Here is a 19,500-nt window from a genome sequence, read left to right as displayed (position 1 = left end):
CGCCTACGCTCCGCGTGGGCTCCCTCCTCCGCCTTGCGATCCACGGCACCAGACCCCGCTCCCTGATCCGGCCTGATCCAAACGAAAGGCCCTAGCGCTTGTCGACGGCGAGCCCGCCGTTCAGGATCACCACGCTGAGGTCGCGAAGGTTGCCGATGTCCGCGGTGGGATCGGCGTTCAGCACGAGCAGGTCGGCGCGCTTGCCGGGGGCCACCGTGCCGAGGTCGGGGCGCACGCACTGCCGCGATGCGCCGCTGGTACCCGCGGTCAGCACCTGGGTGGGCGTCAACCCGGCCGCCACCATGAGTTCGGCCTCTTCCAGAGTGTTGGCTCCGAAAAGGCCGCGACCGCTGAAGGTGTCGCTGCCCAGCGCTATGTGCACGCCGGCGTCAGCGACCTTCTTGAGATTAGTACGGGCGTCCGGGTGGGCATCGTCGATCCAGAGCGTGGGCGTGTAGGTGATGTCGTGTTCGAGCATCAGGTCGATGAGCGAGTGGTCGGTGAGGGGCTCGACGGTGACACCGTGCTCCAGACCGTCCGCCCCGGCCTCGATCGCCTCGCGTGCCGCCGCTTGCTGGGTGGTGTGGACGGTGACCCGAAGGCCCCGCTCGTGCCCCGTCTCGATACCCGCCCGAAGGAGATCGAGGGAAAGCCGTCGCAACTCGACACCGTCGGGAAAGGCAGGATTCCGCCAGCGGTACTTCGGCCCCCCGGAGTGTGCGCACGCGCCTTCCGACAGGAGTTTGATCGCATCCACCTTGCGGTCGGCGAGGTGGTGCACCAGGTCGCGGACCTGCTGCACGCTGTCGACCTCTCCCGTGAAGCGCTCGCGCGCCCAGGCGTTGCCCCTGAAGACAGTGGCGGCGGGATGCCCGTCGCGCCCGGTGATACCGCAGCCGGTCGCCAGCAGTCGCGGGCCTCGCAGAGTGCCCGCGGCGATTTCGGTCCGCATGCCCAGGATGCCGCCTGTCGGGTCGCCCACCGACTTGATGGTGGTGACCCCGTGGTCGAGGAACAGCCCAAGCCTTCCGGGAAGTTCGTTCTCCTCGAAGGCCCTCATCGACTGCGGATCCGTGACCGCGCGCACGTCGTAGAAGTGGATGTGAGTGTCGATCAGGCCCGGCATGACCCATCCTTCGGCCGCATCCACCTCCTGTCTGCCCCTGATCGGCTCGGCCGAGACGGCTGCGATCTCGCCGCCGTCGATGGCGACGTCGTACAGACCGGCGAGCGCCTGGTGGCCGTCGAAGACATGTGCGCGACTGATCACGAGGTCGTAGGTCGCGGGGCCACGAGCCCCCGTGCTCGCAATCGCTTCGGATTCCTGAGGCATCGCTCTCACTCCTGGTGCGTTCTGAGTAGGTGTTCGGGCCGCGGTACATGCGGACGGATCATGCGGCCCACCGCTGACATCGAGAGTCAGGTAGGGGGCCCGGAGTGCCCGGCCGCGAAAACTGCAACCAAACCAGTTACAGTTAAGTCGTGCGCCAAGACACAGGATGGGTATGCGTCAGCGCCTGATCAGTGATTCCTCGGTTCGTTGCCGGAGGCCAGTATCCGATGCAGCAGGCCGGCGATCGTCGTCCTGCCGAGCTGTTCCTCCAGAGCTCGTTCCGCGCTCTGGAACTCGGCGTCAAGCAGGTCGCCGATACCGCGTCCGACCTCGCACGCCCCGCTGGGCGGATGGGTGTACCGCGAGAAGATCTGCCCTTCCTCGACGGCGGCGTACGCGTCATAGAGCGTGATGTCCCGCGGGGCGCGAGCAAGGAACCAGCCGCCCCCTCGCCCCTCGGTGGACCACACCAGGTCAGCGTCTCGCAAGCGGCCGAGGATACGCCGCACGAGGACTGGATTGCTCTGGAGACTGTCCGCGATCTCCGCGGAAGTCAACGAGCCCCCACGCCGGTGCGCCAGCATCGCCAACGCGTGAATCGCGACCGCGCTCCTACTGCTGAGCCCCGCCATCTCCTGCTCCTGACTCCCTTGCCGTCGCCGATCAAACTGCAACTAGACTAGTTGCAGTTTTATCGATGATCAACCGAGCCGCCTCAAAGGGGACGCAGTGGACGACGCTCTGCGAGTCCGCCGCACGGGCCGACGAGGTGCCGTACCTGAACGGGGAAGACCTGTATCGGGGAAGACCTGTACCCGCAGGACAAACGCGGCAGGATCACCACCAAGGGCGAGGCGGCCGAGTGGATTCACCGGCAGTCCGGCACCGCCCGGCTCCTCCCCCGCCTCATCGCCCGCCGAACCCGCGGCCCGCTGTTCCCCACCGACCGCAAGGCCCCCGCCGGGACGCCGAGGCGCGACGCGTGCCCGGAGACCCCTTTGGCGCGTGTCTCGGTCACGCCCCTGCTCCCGCCGCACGGGGTCACGGCTGCCCAGGTGCCGTCGGGGCGTCGAGGTGACGCGCGTGATGGTGGCCCAGGCTCCGGTTCAACCGTCCCGTCGCACGCGTTACCGCGGTGCGGGGCAGCAGCCGGGCGGCCCAGGTGGTCGCACGCATGCTCGCGCGGCCCGGGTAGGCGTTTATGGCCCCCTTGGCAAAGGCGTCGAGGGTCCTGGCCGCGACGCGTTCGGGCTGATCGGTGAAGGCAGGATTCATCGTGGCGGTGGTGCCGTCGAAGAATCCCGTGGCGGTGGCTCCGGGATGGGCCGCCATGACCCGCACCCCGCTGCCACGGAGTTCCTCGGCGAGCGCTTCGGTGAACGACAGCACGAACGCCTTCGTCGCCGCGTAGGTCGCCTGATACGGCATGGCCTGGAACGCCGCCGTGGACGCCACGTTGATGATTCCTCCACTTCCCCGTGCGGCCATGCGGCCACCGAGCGCGTGGGTCAGATTCATCAGGGCGACAACGTTCAGCTCGACCGAGCTGACATGCCGCGCCGACGCGGAGTCCAGGAAGGGGCCGACGGTACCGGCGCCTGCGTTGTTGACCAGGAGGTCGACAGTCCGGCCCCGCCGGTCCAGCTCCGCGATCAGCCGGGGCACTCCGTCAGTGGCGGCCAGGTCGAGCGCCTCGGTCTCGACCTCGACTCCGTGTTCTTCCCGGATCCGCTCGGCGTTCCGGCGCAGCGCGTCGCCGGAGCGGGCCACAAGTATCAAGCGGGCGCCCCCGGAAGGCGAGTTCGCGGGCGTACGCCTCGCCCAGGCCTTTCGAGGCGCCAGTGACCAGAGCGGTGATGCCGGAGTAGACGCTCATATGCGTGTTCCCTTCCCATGCGGCCAGCCGTCGTCGAGGCATGCCGGAGCAACCCAAAGTGCTTCGAGTCTCGAAGTATGCACAACGTAACAGCTTCGAGTCTCGAAGCACAGTGCTAGTCTTCAGCCATGACGAACGAGGCTCTGGAGTCGCTGGTGCGCGCCCACCACGAGCTGTTCATGCGCACCGCAGACCGCCTTGCCAAGCCGTTCGACGAGCTGGGACTCACGAACGCGACGGCTCAGGCGCTGTGGCTGATCGACCCGGATGAGCCGGCGCCGTCCATGAAGACGCTGGCAGGCCGTATGCACTGCAACGCGCCCAACCTCAGCTTCGTCGTCAATCAGCTGATCGACCACGGGCTCGTCGAGCGCGGCGCGGATCCCGCCGACCGACGCGTACGGGTGGCCGTGCTGACCGAGCGGGGCCGGGAGGTCCGCGAGCGCGTCGTGCGGCTGACGCTCAATCAGACCCCGTTCGCCGATTGCGAGCCGGAGGAGATCGCCCGCCTCGCCGAGATTCTGTGGCGGGTGCTCGATCGGGCGGACTGAAGGGGCGGGGCAAGTCTGGGGAGATGAGCGTCACCCGCACCACCCTGGCGGGCGGGTCTGACGTCAGGCCGGTTCTGGGGAATCCCCACTCCGGCGTGCGGTGGGCCCCGGACGGGAGTTGGCCGGGGCCCAGCGCATCCCCTTGTCAGTGCGAGCCGTTGCTGGGTGGCACGGAACGTCGTACGCGAACAGTGCCCGCCATCGAAATCCGTGGGGGCACCGCCTCGGGCTACCTCAAGAAGAGGCTTGCAACGCCGCCTCAATCTGGACTCGTCGTTCCACAGACCACCCGGGATGATCCCCGAGTCGCTGCACGGTCACGCCAGGCCGAACCATGACAGGCACTCCGGCAGCCCTTCCATCTTCACGGAGACCAGTTGGTGTTGTTGCCACTGTTCAGCGGTGAGACGGACCCTGCGCAGCACGGCAGGCTTCGCACGTACGGCATGACGCTCAATACCGTCCTCGCGATATCCAAGCTTGCGTGAAACCTCCATCGACGCTGTGTTATCCGCATATGCCCCAGAAACAGCGTGCTGTGCACCGAGTCCAGCGAAGGCCAGGTGGAGGACAGCCGCGCGCATCTCAGTCCCCAGGCCCTGGCGGTGATAGGCCCTGCCGAGCCAAGAACCAGTGCCTACTTCACGGCGGACCGAAAAGTCCCGCGCCCCGATGCCCTGCGTACCCACCACAATCCCGTCTCGCACGGCCACCAGGTTCAGCTCCCACTTCCCCGGCTCCCACTCGCCCCAGCAGCGCCAGTGGTACTGCAGGACACTCCGAGCACGCTGCTCGGGCCCGACATCGGTCCATGCCACGGTGAACGGCTGAACCCTCGGGTCATGCACACCATCGGCGGCCAACGAAGCCAACGCGGCGAGTTCATCCGGGTTCGGCAACCGCAGCTCCAGGCGCGGCGTGGTCAACCGCAGGCCCGCAAGCGGCCAGTGGGTCAGCAGGGTCATGTCCAGGGATTCTTCTCGCCCGAGGCCATCGTGACCACTGGATTTTCGAGGGGAGGTGTGTGCCGGATTTCTACGCCCCCGACCCGGTGGACCTGCTCGGCCACGGCACTTCACCGTGGATCGAAAGTGGATCTTGAGTGGGGAATGATCAGGGGCAACGACCTGTTCCGCCGAGGGCAGCGGGACGGCGCCTGGCACCGGATCCTCACGCGGCTCCAATCCCTGGCAGACGCGAAGGGTGCGATCACGTGGGACCCGGGCGTCGACAACACGGTGCGCCGCGCCCCTCAACATGCCGCCGGGGCCGGCAAACAGGGCGACCTGCGGAAGGAGCCGCCTGGCGGCATGTTCACCGAGCCTCGTGATCACAGGCTGGGGCGCTCGCGCGGCGATGTCACCACCAAGCCGCACCTGGCCGTCGAGCAAGGCCAGAAGCCCATGTCAGCCGTGGTGACCGCTGCGTTCGATCCACGCCCTGGGCCCTGTCTGACACATAGCGCCGTCCGTCGGAGGTCGTGGCTCGCGCCCGCCGCGGAGCGGCTGATGTCACGGCGGTGCGTGCGATCGCAAGGTGGAGGGTCGTCGTTGTGGATGTCCCGGTCGTACGTGGACGAGCCCGGCAACGCGGCGAGCGCGCGTGCCGGGCATCGCGAGCCAGGCGGGATGTGTCGGACAGGGACTAGCGTGCGCCGCCGGCGCGTTCGGTCGCCTCCTCGGACATCTGGTCACCCGTCTCCTGGGGTGTGGTGCGGAAGGGCGCGGTCAGGGTGGGCAGGATGTGCCGGCGGTTACGGATGAACGCGGCCAGCGCGATCGCCGCATACACCCCGCACAGCACGTAGCGGGCCTCCTGGCCGGGCAGAGCGAACTGAACGGCGAACAGTCCCAGCAGCGTCCAGGCCGCCCAGCGGGGGAAACGCAGGGCCAGCAGCGCCGCGACCCCCAGGAGGGTCTGTGTCGCGGTGAGGAGGAACTCCTCCACCTGGCGTCCGTCGAGCTGAAGTGCTGTGCCGCCGCCGCCGAGGAGGTATGCGACGGGAAGGCTGCCGACGAGCATGGTCCACTGGTTGACCTTGCTGGAGATCAGGGTGCCGATCGCGGCGGCGCCGTTGCCGCGCACGGCGAACAGGATCGCCACGATGAACTCGGGCGCCTCCGAGGCCAGCGGGGCGAGCCACTGTACGAGCAGGAACTCGTCGATGCCCAACCGGGTACCGGTCGCGATGAGGTTGTGGGCGAAGGGCTCGGCGCAGGCCAGAATGACGGCGGCGGCGAAGAGGAACAGTCCCACCACGAGGATCCGGCGGGTACGCCTGGGAAGCTCGCCGATGACGGCCGCCGGACCCACCAGGTCGGGTTCTTCGACCTCGCTGCGCGAGACCTTCCACAGGTAGAAGCCGAAGAAGCCGAGCAGCGCGAAGCCGAGCAGCAGCGAGATCTGTCCGGTGAGCGGAATGACGAAGGCGACCAGCGACGCGATCGCCAGAAAACCCAACTCCACCCGGTACTCGGATTCCAGCGTCAGTTCTCGCACCGTCCGGCCGGTCCGGCGCCTCGCGATCGCCAACGAGACCAGCACCACCAGCGACCAGCCAAGACCCAGCAGCAGACGGTTGGAACCCGTCATGTTCGCGGCGGCGTAGGCGACATACTCGGGGTCGCTGCCCGCGGTGTAGGCGAAGTACAGGTCGATGGCGTACTCCGGCAGCACGGCGATCACCGCGAGGATCGCGATCGCCAGACCACCGGAGATATCGACCTGCGCGGCCTCCGCTGCCCAGGCCAGCACGAACGACGCCGCGACCACGGCCATACCGAACAGCAACAGCCCCACTACCGGATCCGGTGACACCCCGGAGAACCGCGTGATCAGCGCGGGCAGGGTCAGAGTGCCGCACAGCGCCAGCGGGCGCAGCAGCTTGGCATGCATAGACGTACCTTCCGGACGGCGGCCTGCCTCGTCCGGGACGTTCAGGGGGTCTCGGCCAGGCAGACTGCAGCTGGCCGAAGGTCTCGCCCACCCACGCCACGCGTGGGCCCCACCGACGGAGAACGCTGGGGTTCTCAGTATGTCGACCGGTGGGCTTGCGGACTACTCCCCTTCGGAACGCCGCCATCATCACACGGATTCGATAGTTTCGCAATCAACGAAATGAGACCTGTGGCGGCGGCCGGGGCGAGGGAGAATGGGTGCCACCATGCCGAACCCTTCCACTCCCGATTCCCCGCCCGAGCGCCCGCCGGGCCGGCGGTCCGAACCGACACCGGCGCAGATCATGGCCGGGGCGGAGACCTTCGCGCTCCTGGCCAGCCCGTCGCGCCTTCATCTGGTCTGGCTCATCACCCACGGCCCCTACGACGTCGGCAGCCTCGCCACACGAGTCGGGCTGAGCATCGCCACCACCAGCCAGCACCTGAGCAAACTCCGTCTCGCCGGAGTGATCACCGCACGACGGGACGGCAGACGCCACATCTACACCGTCGAGGACCCTCACGTCCTCACCTTGGTGGAACAGATCTTCGAGCACATCGCGCCCGATGGCACTCTCGCGCCTGACCCGACCCCGGCGTAAGCCCTGCTTGAGGGCCCGGCCGAGGAGCTGAACCGCCGACGCGACATGAGCGGGGAGGCAACGGCTCTCCGCGCGCTGAAGGCTGAATCTTCCGCGTAGCGCCCAGGCTCTGATCCTGCCGACGGTCAGCACCTATCCGAAGACGGCGGACGGCTGGCGAACCTCGCCGCCCGGACGGCGCGGCGGCCCGCCCCCGGCGACGGTCGGTGTGTCAGTCCGCGGCCGCGGGCTCGGCCACACCGGCCGGGGTGTCGCGGACGCCGAGGCGAAGGTGCTCGACGTGGTAGAGGGCTTGGTCGAGGAGTTCGGCGACGTGGTTGTCGTACAGGGCGTAGACGATCGAGCGCCCGTGCCGCTCGCCGGTGACCAGGCCGAGGTTGCGCAGCAGGCGCAGCTGGTGGGAGCAGGCGGAGGCCTCCATGCCGACGGCGTCGGCGAGTTCGCTTACCGAGCAGGCGCCTTCCTGGAGGCGAGCCAGGATGTAGAGCCGCGAGGGCGTGGCGAGGGCCTGGAGGGTGGCGGCGACATCGGAAGTGCCGACGGCGTCGAGGCGCTCGCGGGTGGTGGCGCTACTGGCGGTGTCGGTTCCGTGGCCCATACGGACATCATACCCAGGACACATGAAGACCTGTTCAGTTATTCCTGTATGGTGAGTGCGTTGCCTCGTCCGCCCGTGAAGGGTTGCTTTGTCATGACTTCTGTCCTGGACCAGCGGCCCGCGTCGGCCGCGACCGGGCCGCGACCGGCTGCGCCTCGGCGGCGCACCCGGGCGCTGGCGCTGCCGGAGGCCCGGTGGGCGCTGGCCGCGCTGGTCCTGTTCCTGATCGCCCTCCCGCTCAACCTGCTCGGCGCACCGGCGTGGCTATGGGTCCCGCTGTTCGCCGCCACCTACATCACAGGCGGCTGGGAGCCGGGGTGGGAGGGGCTGAAGGCCCTGAAGGACAAGACCTTGGACGTGGATCTGCTGATGGTGGTGGCCGCCCTCGGCGCCGCGGCCATCGGTCAGGTCCTGGACGGGGCGTTGCTGATCGTCATCTTCGCGACCTCCGGCGCCCTGGAGGCGGTGGCGACCGCCCGCACGGCGGACTCCGTACGGGGCTTGCTGGATCTCGCGCCGACGACGGCGACCCGGCTGCTGCCCGGCGGCGGCGAGGAGAGCGTCCCCGCCGAGACGCTGCGGGTCGGGGACACCATCCTGGTGCGGCCCGGCGAGCGGGTCGGCGCCGACGGCCAGATCGTCGATGGCGCGAGCGATGTCGACCAGGCCACCATCACCGGCGAGCCGCTGCCCATGGCCAAGCGGGCCGGGGACGAGGTGTTCGCCGGCACCGTCAACGGCACCGGCGCCCTGCGCGTGCGCGTGGAGCGTGACCCGGCGGACTCGGTGATCGCCCGGATCGTGACGATGGTCGAGGATGCCTCCAAGACCAAGGCCCCCACCCAGCTGTTCATCGAGAAGATCGAGCAGCGCTACTCGATCGGCATGGTGATCGCGACCCTCGCCGTCTTCGCGGTCCCGCTCGCCTTCGGCTCCGCGCTCCAGCCCGCCCTGCTGCGCGCGATGACGTTCATGATCGTCGCCTCGCCCTGTGCGGTCGTGCTCTCCACGATGCCGCCGCTGCTGTCCGCCATCGCCAACGCCGGCCGCCACGGCGTCCTGGCCAAGTCCGCCGTCGTGATGGAACGCCTCGGCCAGGTCGACGCGGTCGCGTTGGACAAGACCGGCACCCTGACCGAGGGCATGCCCCAGGTCACCGCCGTCCGGCCCCTGCCCGGCTCCGGGCTGGACGAGGACGGACTGCTCGCGCTGGCGGCCGCGGCCGAACACCCCAGCGAACACCCGCTCGCCCGCGCCGTCGTCGACGCCGCCCGCGATCGGCGCCTGCACCCGCACGAGGCGTCCGACTTCACCTCCACCCCCGGCCAGGGCGTCAGCGCCACCGTCGAGGGCCGCACCGTCCAGGTCGGATCACCCGCCCGCCTTCCGGACCGCGCCGGGCCCGTGCCCGCGGCGGTGGCGGAACTGGAGCAGGCCGGGCAGACCGCGGTCCTGGTCCTGCGCGACGAACGCCCGGTCGGGGTGATCGGCGTCGCCGACCGGCTGCGGCCGGACGCCGCCGCCACGGTGGCCGCCCTGACCGAGCTGACCGGCCGTACCCCGGTACTGCTGACCGGGGACAACGAGCGCGCCGCCCGCCACCTGGCCGCCCAGGTCGGCATCACCGACGTCCGCGCCGGACTGCTCCCCGAGGACAAGGCCGCCGCCGTACGGGGGTGGGAGGGCGAAGGCCGCAGGGTGCTGGTGGTCGGTGACGGCGTCAACGACGCCCCCGCCCTGGCCGCCGCGCACACCGGCATCGCGATGGGCAAGGCCGGCTCCGACCTCGCCCTGGAGACCGCCGACGCCGTCGTCGTCCGCGACGAACTCGCCACCATCCCCAGCGTCGTCGCCCTCTCGCGAACCGCCCGGCGCCTGGTCGTCCAGAACCTGGTGATCGCCGGCGTCTTCATCACCGCGCTGGTGGCCTGGGACCTCATCGCCACCCTGCCGCTGCCGCTCGGCGTCGCCGGGCACGAGGGCTCCACCGTCATCGTCGGTCTCAACGGCCTGCGTCTGCTGCGCGAAGCCGCTTGGACCAACCCCGCCCGAGGAGGTGCCGCGTGATCAGACACTCCTGGTGTCGGTCACCCTGCCATCCCGACCGAACCGCGGCCAGCCGGTGTAGCCCTCCGCGAGGAGGGCGGAGGCGGTGTGGGAGGTCACGAGGTGGGTGAGTTCGCCGAGTTGGCGGCGCTCGTCGAAGGGTGAGGCGCCGGGTGTCCGGTGGAGCAGTGTGGTCATCCAGTAGGAGAAGTGCTGGGCTTTCCAGACCCGGTCCAGGGCGCGCGGGGTGTAGTGGTCGAGGGCGGAGCGGCCGGCTTTGCGTACGGCGCGTTCGATCACCTCGGCCAGGACCCGGACGTCGGCCAGCGCCAGGTTGAGTCCTTTGGCGCCGGTGGGCGGGACGGTGTGTGCGGCGTCGCCGGCGAGTAGCAGGTTGCCGTGGCGCATCGGTTCGCACACGTAGGAGCGGAACGGCAGGATGGTCTTGGCGATGATGGGGCCTTCGCGCAGAGTGAATCCGTCCTCGCCGACGACCCTGGCCTGGAGTTCGGCCCAGATGCGGTCGTCGGGCCAGTCGGCGACGGACTCGTCGGGGGCGCACTGGAAGTACATCCGTTGCACCGTGTCGGTGCGCCGACTGATCAGGGCGAAGCCGCGGTCGGAGCGGGCGTAGACGAGTTCGTCGCAGGAGGGTGGCGCCGTGCAGAGGATGCCGAACCAGGCGAACGGGTAGCGGCGGAAGTACTCCTGACGGCCGGTGACCGAGTGCCGGGTCATGCCGCGCGAGCCGTCGGCGCCCACCAGCACGTCGCACCGCACTTCGTGGTCGCGCCCGCCGGCGTCGGTGAACAGCATCGCGGGGCGGTCGCTGGTGACGTCGGCGACGGAGGACTCGCTGACGCCGTACCGGACATCCCCGCCGTCGCGGGCGCGGGCTTCGGCGAGGTCGAGGAAGACATCGGTCTGGGGGTAGAGCCAGGTCGAAGCGCCTGCCAGTGCCTGGAAGTCGATGCGGTGGCCGACGCCGCCGACGCGGAGCTGGATGCCCCGGTGCTCGTGGCCTTCGCGCAGCACGCGGTCGGACACACCGGAGTCGACCAGCAGGCGAACGCTGTCACGTTCGAGGATGCCGGCGCGCTGGGTTTCCCCGATTTCCCCGCGGGTGCGGGTTTCGATCACGACGGACTCGATGCCGGCCAGATGGAGCAGGTGGGAGAGCATCAGCCCTGCCGGGCCGCCTCCGACGATCCCGACCGTGGTGCGGGAGGCAGTGCGGGACATGGTCGCTCCTTGGCGTCGGTGCCGTCGACGAGTGGAATCTCGACGAGGGCTCGCAGGTCGGGGAAGGCGATGCCGAACACGTCCCGGACGACCACCGCGTGGTCCTCGATGAGAAAGACGGCGAGGTCGGTGTAGACGCGGCTGACGCAGCCGACGCCGGTCAGCGGGTAGCTGCATGAGGGAACCAGTTTGGCTGCCCCGGCCCGGGTGAGCAGCGTCATCATCACGAAGGTCTGCTTGGCGCCGATGGCCAGGTCCATGGCGCCGCCGACCGCGGGGATGGCGTCCGGCCCTCCGGTGTGCCAGTTGGCGAGGTCGCCCCGGGCGGAGACCTGGTAGGCGCCCAGCACGCAGTGGTCGAGGTGACCGCCGCGCATCATGGCGAACGAGTCCGCGTGGTGGAAGTAGGCGGCTCCGGGCAGTTCGGTGACCGGGACCTTGCCCGCGTTGATCAGGTCGGGGTCGATCTGGTCGCCGTGTGCCTCGGGGCCCATGCCGAGCATCCCGTTCTCGGTGTGCAGCACGATCCCGGCGTCGGGATCGAGGTGGTTGGCGACCTTGGTGGGTCGGCCGATGCCGAGGTTGACGTACGAACCGGGCGGGATGTCGCGGGCCACGACGGCCGCGAGTGCGTCGGTGTCCAGGCGTTGCGAAGTAACGGTCACGGTCGCTCCTCGGGCTGCGCGTGCACGGGGACCACGCGGTCGACGAACACGCCCGGTGTCACGACGTGCTCGGGGTCGATGCCGCCGAGCGGGCGCAACTCGCGTACCTGAGCGACGGTCATGGTGGCCGCGGTGGCCATGATCGGCCCGAAGTTGCGGGCGGTCTTGCGGTAGAGCAGGTTGCCTGCCTGGTCGGCGGCGTACGCGGAGATGAGGGCGACGTCGGCGTGGATCGGGTACTCCAGCACGTAGTTCCGGCCGCCGATCTCACGGGTCTCCTTGCCGTCGGCGAGCGGGGTGCCGTAGCCGGTGGGGGTGAAGAACGCCCCGATCCCGGCGCCCGCGGCGCGGATGCGTTCGGCCAGGTTGCCCTGGGCCACGAGTTCCAGCTCGATCCGGCCTGCGCGGAACTCGGTGTCGAAGCGGTGCGAGTCGGTTTGGCGCGGGAATGAGCAGATGATCTTACGGACCCGGCGTTCCCCGATCAGGGCGGCGAGGCCTCGGTCTCCGTTGCCCGCGTTGTTGTTGACCACGGTGAGGTCGCGGACCTCGGAGTCGATGAGCGCTTCGATCAGCTCGACCGGCTGCCCCGCCGTGCCGAACCCGCCGATCATCACGGTGGCGCCATCCGGAATGCCCGCGACAGCGTCGGCGGGGGTGGCGACGAGTGTGGTCATCTCAGGCGCCACCGTTGCGGTTGACGATCGTCGGGTCGACTCCCCGAGCTGCCCGCGGTGAAGGCGCCGTCCGCGCGGTTGGCGGCCGGCACACCGCAGTAGATCGCGCCGTGCATGATCACCTCGCCGATCTCGGCCTCGGTGAGCCCGTTGGTACGGGCGGCGCGCACGTGCATCGCGAACTCCTCCCAGTGCCCGAGAGCGAGCAGCGCGGTGAGCGTGGCGACGCTGCGGGTGCGGTGGTCCAGGCCGGGGCGGGTCCAGACGCTGCCCCAGGCGTAACGGGTGATCAGCTCCTGAAAGTCCGTGGTGAGCGCGGTCTTGCCTGCTTCGGCTCGCTCGACGTGCGCGTTGCCGAGCACCTGGCGACGCACCCGCATTCCGGTGTCATAGGGGTTGGTCATGAGAGCTCCCGGGTTGCGGAGGTGAGCAACGCGGCCACGGCGGCCGGGCGTTCGGCGGGCGGCAGGTGTCCGCAGCCGTCGAGGACGCGCAGCGCCGCGCCAGGCGCGATCGCCGCGGTCCGGGCGGCAGACGAGGGTGGGACCACGACATCGTGTTCCCCGGGCGCGACGAGCAACGGCACCACGCTCCGGTGCAGTTGGCCGCGCAGGTCGAACGCGGCGAGGGCTTCGCAGGCCAGGGCGTAGGACTCGCGGTCTGTCCCGGTGAGCGAGCGTGCCAGGCGCTCGGCCGTGTCCGGGGCGCGTTCGGCGAAGCCGGGGGCGAACCAGCGCCGCTTCGAGCCGGGGACCAGCGCGCTCGTCCCGTCGTGGCGAACCAGATCCGCGCGTTCGTGCCACGCTGCCATGTCACCGATCCGGGCCGCGGCAGCGATGCATACCACCCGGTCGAACATGCCGGGCGTGAGCGCCAACTCCAGGGCGACCGCGCCGCCGAGCGACACACCGGCGTACCAGGCGGGACGGTCGCCGTTCCACAGCCCGGCGGTCCCCCGCCGCACTGCCGCCGCGAGCCCGCCGACCGTAAACGGCTCCGTGGCCGGCACGCTGCGTCCGTGGCCGGGGAGGTCCCACCCGATGACGTCGAAATGACCGGCCAGCAGCGTGGCGGTGGTCCCCCACAGCGCGGCGACCGAGGTGCCGAGGGAGGGGCCGACAATCAGCAGGCCTCCCCTGCCGGGGCTGCCCGCCAGTCGTGTGAAGGTCAGGCGGGGGGCCTCAGTCATGGTCCGCCCCTGCCCTCCGGAGCCGGGCCAGAACGGTGTCGACGAACGCACCCGAAGCACCCAGATAGTCGGCCGGATCACCCGGTGTGCCGCGTTCGGCGAGCAGCAGGCCGGAGGCGGCGCGGGCGCGGGCGGTCATCGCCTCGGCGTCCACCTCCATGCCCGCGGTGAGCTCGGCGGTCTGCGACGCGGCCGTGGCCGTCAGTTCCAGCAACCGGCGCAGTGCGGGCCACTCGCTGTGCCAGGCGCCGTCGGGCCGCTCGTCCACGGTCAGTCCCGCGGCGAGCCGGAGCTGGGCCTCCAGTTGCGGGGCCTGGTGCGCGGCGCCGCGCACAAGCACGGCGAGCACCGGGTTGCGCTTGTGCGGCATGGTCGAGGAGCCGCCCCGGCCCGGGACGGCGCCCTCGCGGACCTCGGCGATCTCGGGCCGTGACAGGACGGCGACATCCGAGGCGATCACCCCCGTCATCGCGCAGACACTCGCCAGAGCCGCGCCGATCCGGGTGACCGGGGTACGGGTGGTGTGCCACGGAAGGCCGGGCCGGACCAGGCCGAGCCGGTCGGCGAACGCCTGAGCCGCGGCGACCGGGTCGGCGCCGGTCTCGGCCACCAGGGCCAGGGTCCCCGCGGCGCCGCCGCACTGGACCGGCAGCGCGCGCAGCACGTGCTCGACGTCGTCGCGGGCATCGAGTACCCCGGACAGCCACCGCGCGGCCTTGAGCCCGAATGTGACCGGGACGGCGTACTGGGTGAGCGTGCGGCCTGCCATCACGGTGTCGCGCTGCCGCCCGGCCAGCGCGGCCAGGGCGTGCGCGGTGGCGCCCAGGTCGTCCCGGACGCGGTTCAAGGTGTTCCGTGCGATCAGTACCAGCGCGGTGTCGAGCACATCCTGGCTGGTCAGTCCTCGGTGGATCAGGCGGGCCAGCCGGTCGTCGGGGGCGGCGTCGCGCAGCGCGCCGACCAGGGGTGCCACGGGGTTTCCCGCGGCCTCGGTGCCTGCGCGCAGTCGGTCGAGATCGACTGGCCAGCCACGGACGGCCCGGTCGAGTGCGAGGGCGTCCGCGGCGTCCAGCGCCCCGGCGGCTGCCAGCGCGTGCGGCCACGCGGCCTCGACGGCGAGCATCGCGGCCACCAGCGCCGTGTCGTCGGCCAGCCCGGCGGCCCGGTGCGCGCCTGGGGACAGCAGGCTCATCGCGGACCGTGCCCGGGGAAGTGCAGGAAGACCGTCTCGCGGTCGCCTTGGAGGTGGATGTCGAAGCGGAGGCATCCGTCGTCCTCGCGTGCGGCCAGCAGGGTCGTCCGCCGGGTGGGCTCCACCGAGTCCAGGAACGGGTCGGCGGTGGTTCCGGGCAGGTAGGCGCGGGTGAACAGCCGGTTGAGCAGACCGCGGGCGAACACCACGAGGGAGAAGAACGGCGCGGTCCCCGGTCCGGCCGGGCCCGGTTCGCAGGTGGTGAACGAGTAGCGGCCGACGCTGTCGGTGGCCGCGCGTCCCCAGCCGGTGAACGCCATCCCGTCGCGGCGCAGCGAGCCCTCCAGACGCGGCACCCGGCCCCCGCCGTCGGCTTGGCGGATCTCCACCAGCGCCTCCGGGACCGGCTCGCCGGCGCCGTCGTACACCGTGCCATGCAGCCGGATCACTCCCGGCGTCGCGGGCGGCACGAGCTCGTTGCCGCGTGCGTAGGGCAGCGCGTAGTGGAAGAACGGGCCGACGGTCTGGCCGGGCGTGGGCGGCAGTGGCTCAGGCATGGTCGTGCTCCATCGGAGTGGCGTGGCCGCCGGTGAGCACGATGTCCCAGCGGTAGCCGGTGGCCCACTCGTGCTGGGTCAGGTCGTGGTCGTAGGCGGCGACAAGGCGCTCGCGCGCGGCCGCGTCGGTGATCGACTGGTAGATCGGGTCGAACGCGAACAACGGATCGCCCGCGAAGTACATCTGGGTGACCATCCGTTGGGTGAACTCGGTACCGAACAGCGAGAAGTGGATGTGCGCCGGGCGCCACGCGTTGTGGTGGTTGCGCCACGGGTACGGGCCGGGCTTGATCGTCGTGAAGCGGTACCACCCCTCGCCGTCGGTGAGGCACCGGCCCAGCCCGGTGAAGTGCGGGTCGAGCGGCGCGGGATGCCGGTCGCGTTTGTGCGCATAACGGCCTGCCGCGTTGGCCTGCCAGATCTCCACCAACTGGTGCCGCGCCGGCTTGCCCCAGCCGTCGAGAACCCGCCCCGTGACGATGAGCCGTTCGCCGATCGGCTCGCCGCCGTCCTGGATCGTCAGCTCGGCCTCCAGCGGATCGACGTCGCCGTGACCGAAGGCCGGGGCCACCAACTCGGCCCCCTCGGGGTCTGCGAGCCACAATGCCTTGGTCGGATGCCGCAGCGCCGAACTGCGGTACGGCGCGAAGTCCAGACGCGGCTGCGTCCGCGCCGACGTCGTCGCACGGTGCAGCCGTGCGATCTGATCGCTCACGATGGTCTGCGTCTCCAGTGACGCCTCGCTCGTGCTCATGACCCACATCGTGGGCCTTCCGGGTGAGGGCGAGCGAGCCTATGCTTCCGCTGAGCGGAAGGAACCTGATGGCCGGGAACACGTCGAGCCCCGGAGTGTCGGTGGTGTCTCGTGCGTTGTCGCTGCTGTACGCCTTCGACGAACGGCACCGCACGCTCACCCTGGCCGACCTCGCCCGGCGCGCGAACCTGCCACTGACGACAGCGCACCGGCTGGCCGGCGAACTCGTCCTGGGCGGGGCGCTGCTACGCAGGGCGTCCGGGGAGTACGTCGTGGGCCGTCGGATCTGGGACGTCGGTCTCCTCGCGCCCGTGCAGACCGAACTGCGGCAGGTCGCCTCGCCGTTCCTGAACGACATCCACGCCGCCACCCTGGCGACCGTGCACCTTGCCGTCCGGGACAGGACACACGTCCTCTATATCGAACGGCTCTCCGGCCGGGCATCGGTGCCGGTGGTCAGCCAGGTCGGCACCCGACTACCGATGCACGCGACCGGTGTCGGCAAGGTGCTGCTGGCCCACGCGCCGGAACAGGTGCGCGACCGGGCGCTGGCGAACCTGACCCGGATCACGCCGTACACGATCACCCAACCCGCGCGGCTGCGTGAGCAGTTGGCGCGGGTGACGCGGGACGGCTACGCCCGCACCGTCGAGGAGATGTCGCTCGGCGCCTGCTCCCTGGCCGTGCCGGTCCTCGCGCCCACCCTGCCCGGCGAGGCTGCGGTAGTGGCCGCACTCGGAGTCGTCGTGCCGAACTTCCGCCGCGACAAGGCGCGCCTGGTCGCGGCCCTCCAGGTGGCCGCCCAGGGCATCGGACGGAGCCTCGGTTCCCACTCGCCCGACTGACCTTCCGCTCAGCGGAAGAGAACCGTTGGGGTCGCCTGTGACAGCTGTCACGCTCACGGACACCCGAACGGAGGCCCCCATGTCAGCAGCGAAATCGACCCCGCGCACCGGGCAACGGCGACCAGACAACCGCTGGCCGGTCCTGCTGTGTTGGATCGCCGTCGCCCTCGACGGCTTCGACCTCGTCGTCCTCGGCGCGGTCATCCCCACGATCGCCAAGACCCAAGCCCTCGGCTTCACTTCCGCCTCACTGACCACCGCCGCGACCGTCGGCCTGGTCGGCGTCGGCATCGGCGCCATCGCGATCGGCCCGTTCACCGACCGCTACGGACGCAGGCGCTGCCTGATCGGCTGCATCGCCGCGTTCTCCCTGTTCACGCTGGCCATCGCCGTCGCACCGAATGTGGCGACCTTCGTGTTGCTGCGCTTCCTGGCCGGACTCGGTCTCGGCGCCTGCCTGCCGACCGCTCTGGCCTTCATGTCCGAACACGCGAGCGCCGGCCGCGGCGGCACGGCGGTCACCCGCATGATGACCGGCTATCACGTCGGTGCCGTGCTCACCGCGCTGGTGGCCCTGTGGGTGATCCCGAACCTGGGGTGGCAGTGGATGTTCGCGCTCGGAGGGATCCTCGGCCTGGCCAGCCTGCCGGTGATGTGGGCGAAGCTGCCCGAGTCCGAGGCATACCTGCGCGTCTCACAAGGGCAGGCCGAACCGGCACGGAGCACCGACGTGGTGCGGGGCGCCTACCGCCGGATCAGTCTCGGTATCTGGGCCGCCTCGTTCATGGGCCTGCTGCTGGTCTACGGTCTCAACACCTGGCTGCCCACGATCATGGGCCAGGCAGGCTACTCCCTGACCAGCGGACTCACCCTGCTGCTTGTGCTCAACGTGGGCGCCGTCATCGGCTTGCTCGTCGCCGGATCGATCGCCGACCTGCGCGGCACCAAAGCAACCGTGCTCGCCTGGTTCGGGCTCGCCGGGATCTTCCTCGCGCTCCTCAGCATCAGGACCGGCAGCTCGCTAGTGGTGCACGCCGCCGTGCTCGCCGCGGGCGTCTTCGTCTTCAGCGCGCAGGTTCTCGTCTACGCCTTCGTCGGACACCTCTACCCGCCCGCGATCCGCGGCACCGCGCTGGGCATGTCCGCCGGTGCCGGCAGGGCGGGCGCGATCGTCGGCCCCTACCTCGGCGGGCAATTGGTCGCGACGGGCGTGGCGTACCCGTGGGGGTTCTACGTCTTCGCCCTCGCCGCCGCGATCGCCGTACTCGCCCTGGCGACCGTACCGCCGGCGCCCACCCGGGACCACCCGGGCATGCTGGGCTCAACACCGTGAGCGAGCTCCCACCAGGCGCTGCCGGTCCGCGAGGAACTTCCCGCGGAGGACTGCCGGCACAGGGCCTCCTGACGTTCGTGGGCTTTGACACCCATCGAGCTGTGCAGGAGCCCCTGCCGCTATAGGCGGCCTTCCCGAAGATCACTCAGCTGCCCGCAGGGGAGCCGCTCTGTATCGCGATGGGAGTGCCGCTCCGCATCAGGCTTGGCTGCTAGCAGTGGACCGCGTTGACGCTGACGGACGCGGCCGTTGTACGGGAGGGGTTCCAGATCGTCCCATCCACGTGGATGCAGCGATTAGCGGTACCCGTGACGGAGACCGGACCCGCATACGACGTGTAGTAGCCATCATCGTGGCTCTGCTGATCGATGTAGCACGTTCCCCCCGGCTGGGTTCCAGCCGTGCACCGCCAGATGTTGGCCACCATGAGCTTGGTGGTGCCGGTGCCCCAGTAGGTGTCGACGACCGCGGCGCAGTTGGTGCCGCCGTTGGCGGTGCTGTAGTAGAGGTACGCGACGCCCCACTTGGTTCCGCCATCGGTACGGACGTCATAGCTGTCGATCAGGTTCCCGCTGCACCCGTAGCCTGCGGCGCTCGCGGTGGGCGCGAAAGCGATGCCGCCGATGAGCATCGCAAACACGGCCGACAGCACGGATATTGCTCTACGCATGGTTTTCTCCCGAGATTGTGCAAGTGGATGTACTCATGCATCCCCTCTGCCGCAGCGACCGTACTGGCGCCCACACGGGTAGGCAAATAATCAAGTCAGCTGAAAAGAAACTAAGTTGACGGAACGTCATGTGAATTGGGTCACTGCCGCAGCCTTGGGCAGTGTGCACCCGTGCGCGCAGCCAGTCGTGGAACGCTTTGACCAGTTGGTTGTCTCGCCGGCGGGAGAAGAACGCGTACCCGGCCCCCGAGGTGGTCGGCCGCCGGCCTTCGACAAGGAGGCCTACAAGAAGCGCTACGCCGTGGAGTGCGACATCAACCGCCTGAAACGCCAGCGCGCCGTGACCACGATGTACGACAAGCCGGCAGTCCACTACGAAGTGACCGTACTGGTCGCAACGATCAACGAGTGGCTATGACACCTGGTCACAGCAC

The 19,500-nt window shown here is 70.0% G+C and carries 21 protein-coding genes; 6 read left to right on the top strand and 15 right to left on the bottom strand.

All coding sequences use genetic code 11. The annotated features are described in order from the left end of the window. Nucleotides 1–91 precede the first annotated feature (91 nt). The 3 genes from ABTZ59_RS33350 to ABTZ59_RS33340 form a co-directional block, all read right to left on the bottom strand. Complete coding sequence (locus ABTZ59_RS33350; RefSeq protein WP_351422855.1) at nucleotides 92–1,333, bottom strand: amidohydrolase family protein; 1,242 nt, start codon at nucleotides 1,331–1,333, stop codon at nucleotides 92–94. 188 nt (nucleotides 1,334–1,521) lie between these two features. Further along, entirely contained in the window at nucleotides 1,522–1,965 is a 444-nt protein-coding gene (locus ABTZ59_RS33345; RefSeq protein WP_351422847.1) for an Rrf2 family transcriptional regulator, read from the bottom strand. A gap of 409 nt (nucleotides 1,966–2,374) precedes the next feature. Then, the gene (locus tag ABTZ59_RS33340) at nucleotides 2,375–3,103 is read right to left on the bottom strand and encodes an SDR family NAD(P)-dependent oxidoreductase (protein ID WP_351422864.1); all 729 of its coding nucleotides are present in this window, start codon (nucleotides 3,101–3,103) and stop codon (nucleotides 2,375–2,377) included. A gap of 234 nt (nucleotides 3,104–3,337) precedes the next feature. Between ABTZ59_RS33340 and ABTZ59_RS33335 the strand changes: the two genes are divergently transcribed. Beyond that, nucleotides 3,338–3,760: a MarR family winged helix-turn-helix transcriptional regulator gene (locus ABTZ59_RS33335; RefSeq protein ID WP_351422842.1), complete on the top strand. Its 423-nt coding sequence runs from the start codon at nucleotides 3,338–3,340 to the stop codon at nucleotides 3,758–3,760. Nucleotides 3,761–4,077: 317 nt separating this feature from the next. Here the strand turns inward: ABTZ59_RS33335 and ABTZ59_RS33330 are convergent, their stop codons facing one another. Both ABTZ59_RS33330 and ABTZ59_RS33320 read right to left on the bottom strand, forming a co-directional pair. Next, nucleotides 4,078–4,725 carry a GNAT family N-acetyltransferase gene (locus tag ABTZ59_RS33330; protein ID WP_351422839.1) on the bottom strand — a complete coding sequence of 216 codons (648 nt, stop codon included), beginning with the start codon at nucleotides 4,723–4,725 and terminating at the stop codon, nucleotides 4,078–4,080. Between the two features lie 679 nt (nucleotides 4,726–5,404). Then, nucleotides 5,405–6,655, bottom strand: coding sequence for a calcium:cation antiporter family protein (locus ABTZ59_RS33320; protein WP_351422836.1), 1,251 nt, complete (start codon nucleotides 6,653–6,655; stop codon nucleotides 5,405–5,407). A gap of 268 nt (nucleotides 6,656–6,923) precedes the next feature. Here ABTZ59_RS33320 and ABTZ59_RS33315 point away from each other — a divergent pair, with 268 nt between their 5' ends. Next, nucleotides 6,924–7,298 (top strand): ArsR/SmtB family transcription factor, encoded by a 375-nt coding sequence (locus ABTZ59_RS33315; RefSeq protein WP_351422830.1) that lies wholly within the window; start codon nucleotides 6,924–6,926, stop codon nucleotides 7,296–7,298. A gap of 211 nt (nucleotides 7,299–7,509) precedes the next feature. Here ABTZ59_RS33315 and ABTZ59_RS33310 read toward each other — a convergent pair whose 3' ends face one another. Then, nucleotides 7,510–7,896, bottom strand: a complete 387-nt coding sequence (locus tag ABTZ59_RS33310; protein WP_351422821.1) for an ArsR/SmtB family transcription factor — start codon at nucleotides 7,894–7,896, stop codon at nucleotides 7,510–7,512. Between the two features lie 93 nt (nucleotides 7,897–7,989). Between ABTZ59_RS33310 and ABTZ59_RS33305 the strand changes: the two genes are divergently transcribed. Beyond that, a complete protein-coding gene (locus tag ABTZ59_RS33305) occupies nucleotides 7,990–9,963 on the top strand; it encodes a heavy metal translocating P-type ATPase (RefSeq protein WP_351422817.1) in 1,974 nt (657 codons plus the stop codon). Here the strand turns inward: ABTZ59_RS33305 and ABTZ59_RS33300 are convergent, their stop codons facing one another. From ABTZ59_RS33300 to pcaH, 8 genes are read right to left on the bottom strand one after another with little or no spacing between them, the layout of a single operon-like run. Beyond that, nucleotides 9,964–11,184 carry a 4-hydroxybenzoate 3-monooxygenase gene (locus ABTZ59_RS33300; protein ID WP_351422812.1) on the bottom strand — a complete coding sequence of 407 codons (1,221 nt, stop codon included), beginning with the start codon at nucleotides 11,182–11,184 and terminating at the stop codon, nucleotides 9,964–9,966. It lies immediately after the preceding gene. Then, nucleotides 11,124–11,849, bottom strand: coding sequence for a 3-oxoacid CoA-transferase subunit B (locus tag ABTZ59_RS33295; RefSeq protein ID WP_351422806.1), 726 nt, complete (start codon nucleotides 11,847–11,849; stop codon nucleotides 11,124–11,126). The genes ABTZ59_RS33300 and ABTZ59_RS33295 overlap by 61 nt, the downstream gene beginning before the upstream one ends. Next, nucleotides 11,846–12,526, bottom strand: a complete 681-nt coding sequence (locus ABTZ59_RS33290; RefSeq protein ID WP_351422803.1) for a 3-oxoacid CoA-transferase subunit A — start codon at nucleotides 12,524–12,526, stop codon at nucleotides 11,846–11,848. The genes ABTZ59_RS33295 and ABTZ59_RS33290 overlap by 4 nt, the downstream gene beginning before the upstream one ends. Next, on the bottom strand, nucleotides 12,523–12,930 hold the full coding sequence (gene pcaC, locus ABTZ59_RS33285; protein ID WP_351422799.1) for a 4-carboxymuconolactone decarboxylase: 408 nt from the start codon (nucleotides 12,928–12,930) through the stop codon (nucleotides 12,523–12,525). The genes ABTZ59_RS33290 and pcaC overlap by 4 nt, the downstream gene beginning before the upstream one ends. After that, the gene (locus ABTZ59_RS33280; protein WP_351422796.1) at nucleotides 12,927–13,715 is read right to left on the bottom strand and encodes an alpha/beta fold hydrolase; all 789 of its coding nucleotides are present in this window, start codon (nucleotides 13,713–13,715) and stop codon (nucleotides 12,927–12,929) included. The genes pcaC and ABTZ59_RS33280 overlap by 4 nt, the downstream gene beginning before the upstream one ends. Then, entirely contained in the window at nucleotides 13,708–14,907 is a 1,200-nt protein-coding gene (locus ABTZ59_RS33275) for a lyase family protein (RefSeq protein ID WP_351422791.1), read from the bottom strand. Before ABTZ59_RS33275 ends, ABTZ59_RS33280 begins: the two co-directional genes overlap by 8 nt. Beyond that, on the bottom strand, nucleotides 14,904–15,464 hold the full coding sequence (pcaG, locus tag ABTZ59_RS33270; RefSeq protein WP_351422787.1) for a protocatechuate 3,4-dioxygenase subunit alpha: 561 nt from the start codon (nucleotides 15,462–15,464) through the stop codon (nucleotides 14,904–14,906). The genes ABTZ59_RS33275 and pcaG overlap by 4 nt, the downstream gene beginning before the upstream one ends. Next, nucleotides 15,457–16,218 (bottom strand): protocatechuate 3,4-dioxygenase subunit beta, encoded by a 762-nt coding sequence (pcaH, locus tag ABTZ59_RS33265; RefSeq protein WP_351422782.1) that lies wholly within the window; start codon nucleotides 16,216–16,218, stop codon nucleotides 15,457–15,459. The genes pcaG and pcaH overlap by 8 nt, the downstream gene beginning before the upstream one ends. Nucleotides 16,219–16,286: 68 nt before the next feature. Between pcaH and ABTZ59_RS33260 the strand changes: the two genes are divergently transcribed. Both ABTZ59_RS33260 and ABTZ59_RS33255 read left to right on the top strand, forming a co-directional pair. After that, nucleotides 16,287–17,063 carry an IclR family transcriptional regulator gene (locus tag ABTZ59_RS33260; protein WP_351422774.1) on the top strand — a complete coding sequence of 259 codons (777 nt, stop codon included), beginning with the start codon at nucleotides 16,287–16,289 and terminating at the stop codon, nucleotides 17,061–17,063. A gap of 79 nt (nucleotides 17,064–17,142) precedes the next feature. Continuing rightward, nucleotides 17,143–18,396, top strand: a complete 1,254-nt coding sequence (locus tag ABTZ59_RS33255; protein WP_351422770.1) for an MFS transporter — start codon at nucleotides 17,143–17,145, stop codon at nucleotides 18,394–18,396. 211 nt (nucleotides 18,397–18,607) lie between these two features. Here the strand turns inward: ABTZ59_RS33255 and ABTZ59_RS33250 are convergent, their stop codons facing one another. Further along, the gene (locus ABTZ59_RS33250) at nucleotides 18,608–19,066 is read right to left on the bottom strand and encodes a hypothetical protein (protein ID WP_351422765.1); all 459 of its coding nucleotides are present in this window, start codon (nucleotides 19,064–19,066) and stop codon (nucleotides 18,608–18,610) included. A 187-nt stretch (nucleotides 19,067–19,253) separates the two neighbouring features. On the opposite strand from ABTZ59_RS33250, the gene ABTZ59_RS33245 reads away from it, so the two are divergent. Further along, a complete protein-coding gene (locus ABTZ59_RS33245; RefSeq protein WP_351422760.1) occupies nucleotides 19,254–19,484 on the top strand; it encodes a hypothetical protein in 231 nt (76 codons plus the stop codon). Nucleotides 19,485–19,500 lie beyond the last annotated feature (16 nt).

Source organism: Streptomyces sp. NPDC094034 (genome assembly GCF_040303865.1).
Classification (GTDB): domain Bacteria; phylum Actinomycetota; class Actinomycetes; order Streptomycetales; family Streptomycetaceae; genus Streptomyces.
This window is presented reverse-complemented; position numbering and strand designations above follow the sequence as displayed.

Coding starts and splice junctions, on each gene's coding strand:
- ABTZ59_RS33300 (WP_351422812.1), bottom strand. CDS start 11,184: ATGTCCCGCACTGCCTCCCGCACCACGGTCGGGATCGTCGGAGGCGGC.
- ABTZ59_RS33250 (WP_351422765.1), bottom strand. CDS start 19,066: ATGCGTAGAGCAATATCCGTGCTGTCGGCCGTGTTTGCGATGCTCATC.
- ABTZ59_RS33280 (WP_351422796.1), bottom strand. CDS start 13,715: ATGACTGAGGCCCCCCGCCTGACCTTCACACGACTGGCGGGCAGCCCC.
- ABTZ59_RS33345 (WP_351422847.1), bottom strand. CDS start 1,965: ATGGCGGGGCTCAGCAGTAGGAGCGCGGTCGCGATTCACGCGTTGGCG.
- ABTZ59_RS33350 (WP_351422855.1), bottom strand. CDS start 1,333: ATGCCTCAGGAATCCGAAGCGATTGCGAGCACGGGGGCTCGTGGCCCC.
- ABTZ59_RS33260 (WP_351422774.1), top strand. CDS start 16,287: ATGGCCGGGAACACGTCGAGCCCCGGAGTGTCGGTGGTGTCTCGTGCG.
- ABTZ59_RS33305 (WP_351422817.1), top strand. CDS start 7,990: ATGACTTCTGTCCTGGACCAGCGGCCCGCGTCGGCCGCGACCGGGCCG.
- ABTZ59_RS33310 (WP_351422821.1), bottom strand. CDS start 7,896: ATGGGCCACGGAACCGACACCGCCAGTAGCGCCACCACCCGCGAGCGC.
- ABTZ59_RS33320 (WP_351422836.1), bottom strand. CDS start 6,655: ATGCATGCCAAGCTGCTGCGCCCGCTGGCGCTGTGCGGCACTCTGACC.
- ABTZ59_RS33290 (WP_351422803.1), bottom strand. CDS start 12,526: ATGACCACACTCGTCGCCACCCCCGCCGACGCTGTCGCGGGCATTCCG.
- pcaC (WP_351422799.1), bottom strand. CDS start 12,930: ATGACCAACCCCTATGACACCGGAATGCGGGTGCGTCGCCAGGTGCTC.
- ABTZ59_RS33275 (WP_351422791.1), bottom strand. CDS start 14,907: ATGAGCCTGCTGTCCCCAGGCGCGCACCGGGCCGCCGGGCTGGCCGAC.
- pcaG (WP_351422787.1), bottom strand. CDS start 15,464: ATGCCTGAGCCACTGCCGCCCACGCCCGGCCAGACCGTCGGCCCGTTC.
- ABTZ59_RS33335 (WP_351422842.1), top strand. CDS start 3,338: ATGACGAACGAGGCTCTGGAGTCGCTGGTGCGCGCCCACCACGAGCTG.
- ABTZ59_RS33330 (WP_351422839.1), bottom strand. CDS start 4,725: ATGACCCTGCTGACCCACTGGCCGCTTGCGGGCCTGCGGTTGACCACG.
- ABTZ59_RS33315 (WP_351422830.1), top strand. CDS start 6,924: ATGCCGAACCCTTCCACTCCCGATTCCCCGCCCGAGCGCCCGCCGGGC.
- ABTZ59_RS33255 (WP_351422770.1), top strand. CDS start 17,143: ATGTCAGCAGCGAAATCGACCCCGCGCACCGGGCAACGGCGACCAGAC.
- pcaH (WP_351422782.1), bottom strand. CDS start 16,218: ATGAGCACGAGCGAGGCGTCACTGGAGACGCAGACCATCGTGAGCGAT.